Annotated in this window: 8 protein-coding genes, 1 tRNA gene and 4 pseudogenes; 10 read left to right on the top strand and 3 right to left on the bottom strand. The window is 57.4% G+C overall.

Annotation, left to right across the window (positions count from 1 at the left end; all coding sequences use genetic code 11):
- Nucleotides 1-149: 149 nt before the first annotated feature.
- The 3 genes and pseudogenes from ulaA to JCM13995_RS06995 form a co-directional block, all read right to left on the bottom strand.
- Nucleotides 150-1,429: pseudogene (gene ulaA, locus JCM13995_RS07005) on the bottom strand (PTS ascorbate transporter subunit IIC).
- Nucleotides 1,426-1,647, bottom strand: coding sequence for a PTS sugar transporter subunit IIB (locus JCM13995_RS07000; protein WP_225350769.1), 222 nt, complete (start codon nt 1,645-1,647; stop codon nt 1,426-1,428). Before JCM13995_RS07000 ends, ulaA begins: the two are co-directional and overlap by 4 nt.
- 60 nt (nt 1,648-1,707) lie before the next feature.
- Nucleotides 1,708-2,163 (bottom strand): PTS sugar transporter subunit IIA, encoded by a 456-nt coding sequence (locus JCM13995_RS06995; protein ID WP_054663950.1) that lies wholly within the window; start codon nt 2,161-2,163, stop codon nt 1,708-1,710.
- 554 nt (nt 2,164-2,717) lie between these two features.
- Here JCM13995_RS06995 and JCM13995_RS14415 point away from each other — a divergent pair.
- The 10 genes and pseudogenes from JCM13995_RS14415 to JCM13995_RS06955 all read left to right on the top strand — a co-directional run bounded on the left by JCM13995_RS14415 (nt 2,718) and on the right by JCM13995_RS06955 (nt 11,640).
- A tRNA-OTHER gene (locus tag JCM13995_RS14415) sits at nt 2,718-2,805 on the top strand.
- A 134-nt stretch (nt 2,806-2,939) separates the two neighbouring features.
- Complete coding sequence (locus JCM13995_RS16905; protein WP_263849597.1) at nt 2,940-3,068, top strand: hypothetical protein; 129 nt, start codon at nt 2,940-2,942, stop codon at nt 3,066-3,068.
- Nucleotides 3,065-4,168, top strand: coding sequence for a carboxylate--amine ligase (locus tag JCM13995_RS06990; RefSeq protein WP_054663947.1), 1,104 nt, complete (start codon nt 3,065-3,067; stop codon nt 4,166-4,168). Before JCM13995_RS16905 ends, JCM13995_RS06990 begins: the two co-directional genes overlap by 4 nt.
- Before the next feature lie 3 nt (nt 4,169-4,171).
- Nucleotides 4,172-5,182, top strand: coding sequence for a lipid II:glycine glycyltransferase FemX (locus JCM13995_RS06985; RefSeq protein WP_054663944.1), 1,011 nt, complete (start codon nt 4,172-4,174; stop codon nt 5,180-5,182).
- A 128-nt stretch (nt 5,183-5,310) separates the two neighbouring features.
- The gene (locus JCM13995_RS06980) at nt 5,311-6,321 is read left to right on the top strand and encodes a lipid II:glycine glycyltransferase FemX (RefSeq protein WP_054663941.1); all 1,011 of its coding nucleotides are present in this window, start codon (nt 5,311-5,313) and stop codon (nt 6,319-6,321) included.
- An 82-nt stretch (nt 6,322-6,403) separates the two neighbouring features.
- The gene (locus JCM13995_RS06975; RefSeq protein WP_054663938.1) at nt 6,404-6,727 is read left to right on the top strand and encodes a thioredoxin family protein; all 324 of its coding nucleotides are present in this window, start codon (nt 6,404-6,406) and stop codon (nt 6,725-6,727) included.
- Nucleotides 6,714-7,460 carry a threonine/serine exporter family protein gene (locus JCM13995_RS06970; RefSeq protein ID WP_054663934.1) on the top strand — a complete coding sequence of 249 codons (747 nt, stop codon included), beginning with the start codon at nt 6,714-6,716 and terminating at the stop codon, nt 7,458-7,460. The genes JCM13995_RS06975 and JCM13995_RS06970 overlap by 14 nt, the downstream gene beginning before the upstream one ends.
- A gap of 15 nt (nt 7,461-7,475) precedes the next feature.
- Nucleotides 7,476-7,933 (top strand): annotated as a pseudogene (locus JCM13995_RS06965) (threonine/serine exporter family protein).
- Nucleotides 7,934-8,232: 299 nt separating this feature from the next.
- Nucleotides 8,233-9,902, top strand: a pseudogene (locus JCM13995_RS06960) (alpha-glucosidase).
- A pseudogene (locus JCM13995_RS06955) lies at nt 9,899-11,640 on the top strand (glycoside hydrolase family 13 protein). Before JCM13995_RS06960 ends, JCM13995_RS06955 begins: the two co-directional pseudogenes overlap by 4 nt.
- Nucleotides 11,641-11,699 lie beyond the last annotated feature (59 nt).

The following is an 11,699-nucleotide window of genomic DNA, read 5'->3' as shown; positions in this document are numbered from 1 at the left end:
TTACAGTAAGGACCGAGTAATCGGTCCTTTTTTTTGATGTCCTGATAATCTCTGGCCCGGGTTGGCCCCAAAGACTTGAGTCAGTCGCCAGACACAAAAATGGTCGCATCGCTGCGGCCATTTTTGTGTCTGTTGATCATCATGAGGGACTAGTGGAAAAGATGAAGCAGGAAGCCCAACGCTGGTCCGTAAACGCAGTAGTCGGTTTCACTCAGGATCCGCATGATCGGCGCGTAGGTGCCGACCATGCCAAGCAGAAAGGCCTGACCGAAAATGAGCAGGAAGCCGTTCGTGAGGCTGCCGATGATGGCACCGCGGCGACCACCGTGGGCGTCGCCGAAAATCGCAGTGGCCGCGCCGGTAAAGAACGTCGGAATGAGGGCCGGGAAGACAACGGTTGGAAAATGAAACGCTGCCAGCAGCACCATCCCGATCAGCCCACTCGCCAGACTGCATAGGAAACCGACAATGACCGCCATCGGGTACTGAGGAAACAGCAGTGGGACATCGAGGCCCGGCGTTGCGTTCGGGATCAGTTTCTTGGCGATCCCGTGGAAGGCCGGAATCAGTTCACTCAGCATCATGCGCACGCCGGTGATAATGATGGTGATCCACATCCCGAACTGAACTCCTTGCGTGATGGCGTAAAGCACAATGTCTTTGCCGCCAGCAACATGAGTCATGGTCCAGGTCGGGCCGGCGAACAGACCGAGGAAGAAGAACAGCAGCGTCATGACCAACGTCAATGCGATCGTCATTTCCCGCAGGAAGCCGTACTTGGCGGGGATTTTCAAATCCTCAATACTTTTACTCTTATTGCCGAACAATTCGCCTTCAATCGAGGCGATCAGGTCACCGCTTGAGCTGGAGTGCGCCAGCGTGAACCCCTTGGCGCCGCGCACTGGTTTGATGCAAATGGCGACATACCAGCAGGTGATGGTCATGTATAGTCCCAAAATGATGGCGCCAACACCCACCTGCGCCGCCATGGAAAGGCTCGTGTTGTACTTAAGCAGACTGGCGATCAGGCCGGCAAAGAAGAAGGAGACGTGCGGGGAAAGGTGAACGTACTTCAGCGGGGTAAAGCGCGCCATCAACAGGTTGACGACGAAGCCCAAGGCGAAAATCAGCGCCATTTCCGTGCCAATGGCAGCTAGGCTTTGGCCTTGCACCGCGCCGATGTTGCTGGTGTTCTCCGGGGCTTTCATCCCAAAAATGTGGGAGATCAGGCCCGTCAGCGGCATGAGTGCGGTACCCAGCGTCTGGCCGCCGACGTTGATCATGGTGAAGCCGATGACGGCTTGATGGTGCTCGGCAGGATCTTGGATACCGGCTGACGCATCAGCGCCATCCCGAGGATCACGACCAGTCCAATGATGATCATTGGCTGGCTCAGCACGTTGTTGATGAAGTAAAGGAGAAAGCTCATGCCTGTGCCCCCTTTACCAAGGCCATGATCTGCTTTTCCATGGCGTCTTTGTCCAGCAAATTATCCAGGCGGATGATCGGCGTCGTTGTGTGCAGCAGTGAGGCAAAGTCGCTGGTCGTGATCACGCCGTCGTACAAGTCAGGGGCGACGGAGCTGATGTCCGCGGCCTCCACGGTGCCGTCAATGTGATGATCGGCTAAAATTTCCTCGGCAAACATTTTTTTTCCATGACGCTGGACCCAACGCCGGCGCCGCAAACTGTCACTAGTTTTAGCATATTAGTTCTCCTCCGTAAGTATATTCAATACCGTTTCCTTGGTGGTCGCTGCGATTACCTGATCGACAACGCCTGACCTACTCAGCCGCTGGGCCAGTTGGCCGAGCGCGGCCAAGTGACTAGCCTGATCCGGTGCTGCCAGGGTCAGCACCAGCCTGACCGGATCGTTGCGTTCGTGGCCAAAGTGCACCGGAGCGGCCAGCGTGATGACGCTGACGCCAGCAGTCAGCACTTCACTGGGGCTGGCCGCGTGTGGCATCGCCACCCCAGGGGCGATCACAAAGTAGGGCCCAAAGCGCGCCAGATTGGCCTCAATGGCCTCGGCGGTCACCCCGGCAGTCGGGTGCGCCCCGGCCGCGTGCAGCAGATCGGCGCCGGCCTGGATGGCGGCCTCGCGGCTGTACAGCGAGACTTGAAGCTGAATCAAAGCTGGGGTGATCAATTCTTGAAGTTTCATTTTTTTCCTCCCGTTCGCCGAATCGCTTGTCGGAGCAACAAAAAAAGCCGCCCAAGACAGAAGTCTAACTTCTGTCAAGGACGGCAAAGAGGCCGCGGTACCACCTTGATTCGACCAGGGAACACCCAGTCGCACTTAGCGCAGGGCAAACACCCTGCCGGCAGCTGACGTGTGCCTCAACGTCCATCCTGACTTGCAATGCTTTTGGGACGGCCCTCAGTGGTCCATTTGACGATCTGCGTTCGGGAGCACTCTCAGCTGCGGCCCCTCTCTGTGCGTGCACAATCGTTTTGATCTCCACTTCCACGGTTTGATTCGGTTGTTTTTAGTTAAGGCAGAGTTTAGTCATTCGGCGGGGCGGGGTCAAGTGTTTTCACCGCAAAAAAGTCAGGATGAAACTTTTCTTACCGGCGCAATTGTTGGCATGACAGGAATCACGGTCACTGAAATAAATGAGAAAAAAAATATTTATTCCGTGAGAATTTCATGATGTTTTCATGAAGGCCGTTTACATTGCTCGGCGTGGGTCATATACTTAATACTGTTAGTGAGATGGAGAGTTGGCAGAGCGGTAATGCTGCGGGCTGCTTGCAGCCTGTGAGCGCAGAAATGCGTAGGGAGGTTCGACTCCTTCGCTCTCCTTCAGTCGACCGCCTTGGGAAATTTCCTGAGGCGGTTTTTTTTATTGTTAAAGCCGGACGCGCAACCTTGCCCGCACGGGGAGTTGTGCGATAATGAACACTGTAACTAAGCCTGCATATCAAAAGGAGTTTACTATGGTAGATACCAGTCAAATCATTCCAGTTCTTGTCGGCACCGATGTCAACATTTACGGCATGGCGCGCTCATTCCACGAAGCTTACGGCGTCAAAAGTCACTGCATCGGCGTGGCTGCTTGGCGATGACCAAGGATTCGCAGATCTGCGACGTGACGGTCGTCGACCACTTCAAGGAAAACAAGGAATTTGTTGCCGCGCTGCTCGACATGGCGAAAAAGTACGGCAAGCCTGGCGTCAAGCCGATCCTGATCACGGCGGGCGACGAGTACACGGAGCTGGCCATTCGCAACCGGGCCGCGCTTGAAGAGACATACATCATCCCGTACCCAAGCGTGAAGGTCCTGGACAGCGTCTACTACAAGGACCACTTCTACCAGCAGTGTGAGGAAAATCACCTGCCGTATCCCAAGACAGTGGTAGTCAACCAGGAGAACTACGAGCAAAAAGTGGCTGACCTGAAGCTGGCATTCCCGGTCGCGATGAAGCCCGCCGATGCGGCGCAGCAGATCGCCATGGATTTCCCCGGGCAGCGCAAGGCGTACAAGTTCACGGCCAAGGAGCAGATCCTGACCATGCTGAAGCGGACGTATGACGCCGGTTACCGCGGCAACTTCCTGCTGCAGGACTTCATTCCCGGCGGCGACACCGCGATGTACACGATCAATTTCTACGCGGATCTGGATTCCAACGTTCGGCAGATGACGATGGGCCGTCAGTTGTTGCAGGATCCGTCCGATTTTCTGGTCGGCAATTATGTCGCCACCTTCATCGAGTATCATCAGGACATCGAGGCGCGTCTGGCCAAGTTCATTAAGAACATGGGCTACACCGGTTTTGGCAACTTCGATCTGAAGTATGACGTGCGCGACCAGGAGTTCAAGCTGATCGAGCTGAACCCGCGCCAGGGCCGCAGCGGCTTTTACACCACCGCGTCTGGGCACAACCTCATCAAGCCGATGGTCGAGGACCGCGTGTTCCACCAGCCGTTCACGGCGCCTGAGCTGGCCAAGAACGATTACCTCTGGCTGGGGGTCAATCCGGACGACGCCGTGGCCAATGTCACCGACCCCGAGATTAAAAAGCACATGCAGACGCTAATCGATGCTGGCAAGTGGGGCAACACCCTGGAGTACCCGGCGGACAAGAGCTTTCTGCGCAATCACCGGATCAAGAAGTACTACGCGAGCTACAAGGCCCGCTTTGCTGCCAAAAATGAAGGGAAGTAAACAATGCCAATCGTTGATTTGAACAATGCTGAAGACGTTGCCCGCTACGAGAAATTCGTTGAAGACGCCCCGTACACCTCGGTGACCCAGTCTGTCGCCTGGTCAAAGGTCAAAAACAACTGGTCCCCGCTGTACGCTTACCTGGAAAAGGACGGCGAAATCACCGCCGGCATGTCGATCCTGACCGTCACCGACAAGGCCGGGAACACGTTTGCCTACTGCAGCAAGGGCCCGGTGTGCGACCCGACTGACATCGACACCATCGATGCGTTGGTCCAAGAGGCGCTGCCTGAGCTGAAGAAGCGCAACGCCTTCCTGCTGCGGATGGACCCGGAGCTGGATTACACCGATGAGCTGAACGCCGCTTTTCAGGCGCACGGCTACGTGACCCGCAACCGCAAGTTTCACGGCAATCATGACACAATTCAGCCGCGGTTCAACATTGTGCTGGACATTAAAGACAAGGACATCGATGGCGTAATGGCCACGATGACCGGCAAGACCCGCACCAAGATCCGCCACGCGATGCGCAGCGGCGTTGAGGTCGAAGTGGGCGACGGCGAAAAGCTGATGCCGGAATTTTTCGAGGCCTACAAGACCATGAGCGAGATCCACGGCATCACCTACCGGCCGCTGGCATACTTTGACCGGATGTCCGAGGCCTTTGCCGGCAAGGACCAGATGAAGGTCTTCATCGCCCGAGTCGATGGCCAGCTGCAGGCGTCGGCGATCGCGTTTGCGTTCGGCGACAAGGTCTGGCACATGTACGGCGGCTCCATGCGGATCAAGAATTCACTGATGATCCCCTACCTGCTGCAGTACGAGATGATCAACTGGGCCTGCCAAGAAGGCAAGGCCAAGTACGACATGGGCGGCGTTTGGGGTCTGGACAACGACGACGGGCTATACCGCTTCAAGCACCCGTTTGCCCCAGACACGCCGGTGCATGAGTACATCGGCGAGCTTGACTATGTGATGGATCAAGCCGCGTACAACGAATTCACGAAGGAATAAACCCGAGGGGCCGTGACGACACGGCCTTTTTTTGTCGGGTTTGCCGCCAACTTGCGGTTGGAAAATGATAAACTAGTTTGGATGTCAACGCCCAGGATCGACCTGGGCGTCATTCTTTGGAGGAAACTATGCCCATTATTGATCAGCACCAACCGGCGGCCCTGGCCGCTTATGAAGCTTTTGTTGAGGCCGCGCCTTACACCAGCGTGACCCAGTCGATCCACTGGGGTGAAGTGAAGAACAACTGGTCCCCGCTTTACGTGACCTTGGAAACGGCGGGGAAGATCACCACTGCCATGTCCATCCTGACGACCACCGACCCCAGCGGGGATGTTTTTGCATACTGCAGCAAGGGCCCAGTTTGCGACCCGACCGACCTTGATACCATCGACGCGCTGGTACAAGAGGCGCTACCGGCGCTGCGGGCGCGCGGGGCGTTTCTGCTGCGGATGGATCCGGAGGTGCCTTACAGTGATGCACTGAACGCTGCCTTTCAGCAGCGCGGGTACGTCACGCGCAACCGGCAGTTCCACGGCAACCACGACACCATCCAGCCGCGGTACAATTTTGTCATCGACATTCAGGGTAAAACAGTCCAGGACGTGATCGCCGGGATGAAAAGCAACGAGCGCACCAAGATGCGCCACTCGCTGAAAACCGCCGTCGAAGTCAAAACCGGGGAAAGCCAGCAGCTGATGGACGACTTCTTTGAGACTTATCAGGCGATGAGTGAGTACCACGGCATCACGTACCGGCCGGCCGCTTACTTTGAGCGGATGGCGACCGCGTTTGCCGGCACCGGCCACCTGAAGGTCTTAAACGCCTGGCACGAGGGCGAGCTGCACGCCAGCGCCATTGCGTTTGCGTATGGCGATAAGGTCTGGCACATGTACGGCGGCTCCAAGCGGATCGAAAACCGGCTGCTGGTGCCTTACCGGCTGCAGTACGAAATGATCGACTGGGCCTGCCAACTGGGCAAGGCCAAGTACGACATGGGCGGCGTCTGGGGGCTGGACGACAGCGATGGCTTGTACAACTTCAAGCACCGCTTCGCCCCGAACCAGGCGGTGTCCGAGTACCTGGGTGAGATCGACGATGTCCTCGATCAGGCCGCCTACGACCGTTTCACCAAAGGCTAGACGGACTGGTCTCGGCGTTGCCGCGGCTATTCAAAGCACCGAAGGCAATGCTACAATCAACAAGCGAAAGGACGGGATGAGGATGCCGACAGCAGTGACCAGTACGACAATGACCAAACACCTGGGCAAGGGCCTGACCGTGGTGGATCTGTGGGCCGAGTGGTGCGGTCCGTGCAAGATCCTGAGCCCCTTGCTTGCCGAGCTGGAGCAGGAGCTGCCGATGCGCGTGCTGACGTTGAACGTCGAAGGTGACACCGCCGTGGCCGACCAGTTTCACGTGCAAAGCATTCCCACAATGCTGCTGTACTGGCAGGGCAAGCCGGTGGAAAAAGTCACTGGCGCGTACCCCAAGGCCAAGCTGCGCGCACACTTCACACAGTTTTTGGAGGCCCATGATGGAAAATGAGCTGCTGAGCACGTGCCTGCTAGCCGGACGCATCATGATCGAAGGCGGCAGTGAGATGTACCGCGTCGATGACACCATGACCCGCATCGCGCAAAACGCCGGCGCCCACTCGGCGCGCGTGTTCACCACGCCCACCGGGCTATTCATCGGCATCGACGGGCCGGCGACGGTGCAGATTGCCCCGGTGTCGCAGCGCGGCATCGATATGGAAAAAGTGGCCGGCGTGAACAACCTGTCGCGGCAGTTTGCGGCCGGCCAGTTGACGCTCAGCCAGCTGCACCAGGCGCTGGAGACGCTTGACGCGCACACCCCGTTTTTTCCGGTGTGGCTTCAGATCATTGCCGCCGGGTTGTGCTCGACGACCCTGATGGTGATTTTTGCCCAGACTTACGACTGGTTCGACATGCCGCTGGCGGCAATTGTCGGCGCGCTGGGGTTTGCCGCCTACTACAAGGTCTCCAGCCTGACCAAGCTGCAGTTCATTTCCGAACTGGTGGGCGCGTTTGTGGTTGGGCTGACCGCCTGGCTTGGCGTGCGGCTGGGTGTCGGCCGTGACATTAACAACATCATCATCGGCGCGGTCATGCCGCTGGTGCCGGGCGTGGCGATCACCAACTCGATCCGTGACATGCTGGCGGGGCACTTGCTGTCCGGCATGGCGCGCGGGATGGAGGCCATCCTGTCGGCCTGTGCCATCGGCGTCGGGATCGCGATCATTTTTCGGTTTTTCTAAGCAAGGAGGGGCGCTATGCCGTTAGCACTGCAGGTGGTGGTTCAGGTCAGCTTCTCGTACCTGTCCACCGTGGCCTTTGCATTATCATCAACGTGCCACACAAGGCGCTGAACCTCGCCGGGTGGGCTGGCGCGGCCGGCTGGCTGGTTTACTGGGTCCTGATGCAGCTGAGCACCGGCCGCATGCTGGCCAATCTGCTTGGGGCGCTGACCATCGGGCTATGCGGGATCGTGTTTTCCCGCGTCAAAAAAATGCCGGTGATCATTTTTAACATTCCCGGCTTGGTGCCGCTCGTGCCCGGTGCGACGGCCTATCAGGCGGTGCGCGCGCTGGTGCTTGGCGACCTGAATCAGGCGCTTTCGCTGACGTTTCGCGTCGCCATGGTCGCCGGCGCGATCGCGGTCGGGTTCCTGCTGGCCCAGCTGGTGGCGGAAATGACCTACCGCAAGCCTGCAAAACCTTCTAAAGCGTGATATAATGATTGCATGCGATGAGTCGAGTAACCAGTAATGGTGAAAGGTCAGCTGATCAGTCGGGCACATCCCGACACCCAGCGGATTCCGGGGATCAGTGGTCTTAGGTTGTGGAGCCAGCGGACCTGACTGGAAACAGTTCTGACATATGCGCGTGAACCAGGATCAAACTTGGCTCACGCGCTTTTTGTGTGGGCAAAAACGGGTCAGGGCCGGTTTTTGATAGCGGTAACATGGCCTTGATGCTTGTCGGCAGTGGCCGCCATCCCCTAAGCTGATAAGCGAAAGGAAGGGTGAGTATGGGCGCTTGGTATGAGCACGCAATTATTTATCAGATCTACCCCAAGTCGTTTCAAGACAGCAATGGCGATGGCATCGGGGACTTGAAAGGCATTGAAAAGCGGATCCCCTATCTTCAAGCGCTGGGGATCAATACGGTGTGGCTGAATCCGCTCTTTGTTTCCCCCCAGGTGGATAACGGGTACGACGTGGCCAATTACTATGCGATCGACGAAAGCATGGGGACCATGGCGGACATGGAGTCACTGATCGCCGCCTTTCACCGCGCGGGCATTCACGTGCTGCTGGATTTTGTCCTCAATCACACCTCGGACCAGCACCCGTGGTTTCAGGACGCAATTCGCGACCCTCACAGTATTTACCGCGACTATTACATTTTTGAGGGGGAAAAGGGGCAGCGGCCCAACAACTGGGGCAGCTTCTTTGGCGGGTCAGTCTGGGAGCCGGATCCTGCAGGGACCGGGCAGTCGTATTTTCACTTGTTTGATAAGCGGATGCCAGACTTGAACTGGGCCAATCCCGAGGTGCGGCAGGCGATGGGAGATGTCGCGGAATTCTGGCTAGCAAAAGGCATCGACGGGTTGCGGCTGGATGCGTTTATTCATATCGCCAAGGCAAACTTGCACCAGGATTTTCCGGCGGACAATGCCGAGCCGGTCGTCGCCGAGCCGTTTTTTGCGAACTTACCGCAGGTCCAGCAGTGGCTCAGGCCGTTTTGCCAGCGGCTTCGCAGTGATTACCCTGACGTCTTTTTGCTGGGGGAGGCGTCGTCTGCGGATCCGCACTTGGCAGTAGACTACACCGCACCGCATAACGGGTTGATGGATTCAGTGATCACGTTTCGCTACTTCACTGATGACGAGTCACACCTGGATCCGCGACTGTCGGCGGCGTTTCAGCCCAAACCGCTGGATTTTGCCGCCTTCAAGCACGATCAGCTGATTTGGCAGCAGGTCTTGAGTGGGGTGGCGGCGCCGACGTTGTGGTGGAGCAACCACGACCTGCCGCGGCTGCGGACACGGATTGCGAAAAATGAGACCCAGGCCCGGTCACTGGCGCTGCTCATGTACCTGCAGCGCGGCATCCCGGTGATTTATTACGGCGATGAGCTGGGACTGCAGAATCTTGAATTTGACTCCGTGGCCGCCTTCCATGACCAAACTGTGGCGCCGTTTATCGCGCAGGCCAAAGCGGCGGGCCTGACAGAGGCGGCGGCGCTAAAGCTGGTATCTCAAACGCATAAATTACCGGCGCGCGGGCCAATGCCATGGGATAACACGCCACATCACGCTTTTCAACCGCCACGCCATGGCTGACAGGACGAGAAGCCGACAGCACAAGTGTTGCCCAGCAAGCAGGGGCCGCCGGGAGCATGCTGCAGTTTTATCGGCAGCTGATTGCACTCAAGAAGCGCCCGGTGTTCCAAGACGGCGATTACCTCATGCTGACGACGCCTGACCATTTGTACGTGTATCAGCGCCAATTAGGGTCGACGCGCGCACTGGTGGCGGTGGCACTCACCGGCCAGGCCGGAGCGCTGACGCTGCCGGCAGGGGATTATCAGCCGCTGTTAGCCGCGGGCGAGACGCACCTCGACGGCAATCAATTAACGCTGGCCCCATACGCTGGGGTGGTTTTGACAACTAACGAAGGAGATCAATCAAAATGAATACTGCAGCACTGCGGCACCGCCCGGAAAGCGAAGATTGCTATTTGTACACAGAAGGCTTACTGACGTTGCACTTCCACACCGCCAAAGACGACGTCGCCAAGGTCTCGCTGATTTACGGTGATCCTTACCTGACCGTCTTGGATCCGGCGACCAAGAAAACGGTTTGGCGTTACCAAACATTGGCGATGCGCAAAATTGGCACTGGCCAAACTGAGGACTACTGGTCGGTTGACCTGCGGATGCCTTATTCGCGGCTACAATATCAGTTCTTGGTGGAGGGCAAAGATGGTACCACGCTTCTTTACTCCGACCGGGGGCTGCGCGAGGATACACCGGCAAATCGCACTGAAAATGTCTTCAGAATGCCGTACTTCCACGAGCTTGACCGGGTGAAAACGCCTGACTGGGCAAAGGAAACGGTGTGGTATCAGATCTTTCCTGAGCGCTTTGCCAACGGTGATAAGCACAACGACCCGGAGGGCACTAAACCGTGGCGGCCAGCTGATCATCCAGGCAGAGAGGATTACTACGGGGGCGATCTGCAAGGGGTGCTCGATCACCTGGATGATCTGCAGGCGCTTGGGGTCAATGGGTTGTACTTCTGCCCCTTGTTCACGGCGGCGTCCAATCACAAGTACGACACCATTGATTACTTTGATATTGATCCGGATTTTGGCGACAAGGCGCTGTTTGCCAAGCTGGTTTCAGAGGCGCATCAGCGCGGCATGAAAGTCATGCTGGATGCCGTCTTTAACCACATCGGCGAGCACAGTTTGCAGTGGCAGGACGTCCTGAAAAATGGGGCGGACTCAAGGTTTGCTTCATGGTTCCACATCAGTAACTACCCACTCACGCCGTTTCACGATCCCAACCGCGGTGAGGGCAAGCCTCAGTACGAGACTTTTGCGTTCGAACCTCACATGCCCAAGCTCAACACGGCCAATCCCGAGGTTCAGGATTACCTGCTCAACGTGGCCACATACTGGATCAAGACGTTTGACATTGATGCTTGGCGGCTCGACGTGGCCAACGAGGTCGATCACCACTTCTGGAAGCGGTTCTATCAGGCCACTCAGCGGGCCAAAAAGGATTTCCTGATCATCGGCGAGGTTTGGCACTCGAGTCAGCCGTGGCTGAACGGCGACCAGTTTTCCGGGGTCATGAACTATGCCTACACTGAGCAGATCGAGGACCATTTTCTCACCCACAAGCTGAGTGCCAAGAGCCTGGTCGAGCTGCTGACGGATCAGCTGATGATGTACCGCCCGCAAAATGATCAGGTGATGCTGAATATGCTGGATTCTCACGATACCGCCCGGCTGCTGACGGTGGCACACGGGGATGAAGATTTGGCGTTGCAGGCACTGGCCTTTACGTTCACCCAAACCGGTATGCCGTGCATCTACTACGGCACGGAAATGGGCATGGCCGGCGAAAATGACCCCGACTGCCGCCGGCCAATGGACTGGTCTAAGCTCAACGGGCCCGTCTGGCAACGCGTCCATGCGCTGATCGCCTTTCGTCGTAAGTACGCCAAGACGCTGGGGCAGGGCACTACCCGGCTCACGGTCACGCCAAGCGGCCTGATCAAAGTTGTCCGCGCAGGCGACGCCAGATCGTGGCGTACTTCAACACGACCGCCAAGCCCGTTGCGCTGGCCGCAACGCCGGCGCTGGCCCAAGGCTATCAGGCCGGCCAGCTAGCACCAAAAGGCTTCGTTTTGGCCGCATTGTGAGATCTTGATAGCGGTAACAGAATATTCGCCCTACAAAAAGCGCTTTCACCACGAGATAA

This window comes from Lacticaseibacillus camelliae DSM 22697 = JCM 13995 (assembly GCF_001311195.1).
Classification (GTDB): Bacteria; Bacillota; Bacilli; order Lactobacillales; family Lactobacillaceae; genus Lacticaseibacillus; species Lacticaseibacillus camelliae.
The sequence above is the reverse complement of the archived record's forward strand: the minus strand, read 5'-3'. Positions and strand labels throughout refer to the sequence as shown.

Excerpts from the sequence above, each read along its gene's own strand:
- JCM13995_RS07000 (WP_225350769.1), bottom strand. The coding sequence starts at position 1,647 with ATGTTTGCCGAGGAAATTTTAGCCGATCATCACATTGACGGCACCGTG.
- JCM13995_RS06995 (WP_054663950.1), bottom strand. The coding sequence starts at position 2,163 with ATGAAACTTCAAGAATTGATCACCCCAGCTTTGATTCAGCTTCAAGTC.
- JCM13995_RS16905 (WP_263849597.1), top strand. The coding sequence starts at position 2,940 with ATGGTAGATACCAGTCAAATCATTCCAGTTCTTGTCGGCACCGATGTC.
- JCM13995_RS06990 (WP_054663947.1), top strand. The coding sequence starts at position 3,065 with ATGACCAAGGATTCGCAGATCTGCGACGTGACGGTCGTCGACCACTTC.
- JCM13995_RS06985 (WP_054663944.1), top strand. The coding sequence starts at position 4,172 with ATGCCAATCGTTGATTTGAACAATGCTGAAGACGTTGCCCGCTACGAG.
- JCM13995_RS06980 (WP_054663941.1), top strand. The coding sequence starts at position 5,311 with ATGCCCATTATTGATCAGCACCAACCGGCGGCCCTGGCCGCTTATGAA.
- JCM13995_RS06975 (WP_054663938.1), top strand. The coding sequence starts at position 6,404 with ATGCCGACAGCAGTGACCAGTACGACAATGACCAAACACCTGGGCAAG.
- JCM13995_RS06970 (WP_054663934.1), top strand. The coding sequence starts at position 6,714 with ATGATGGAAAATGAGCTGCTGAGCACGTGCCTGCTAGCCGGACGCATC.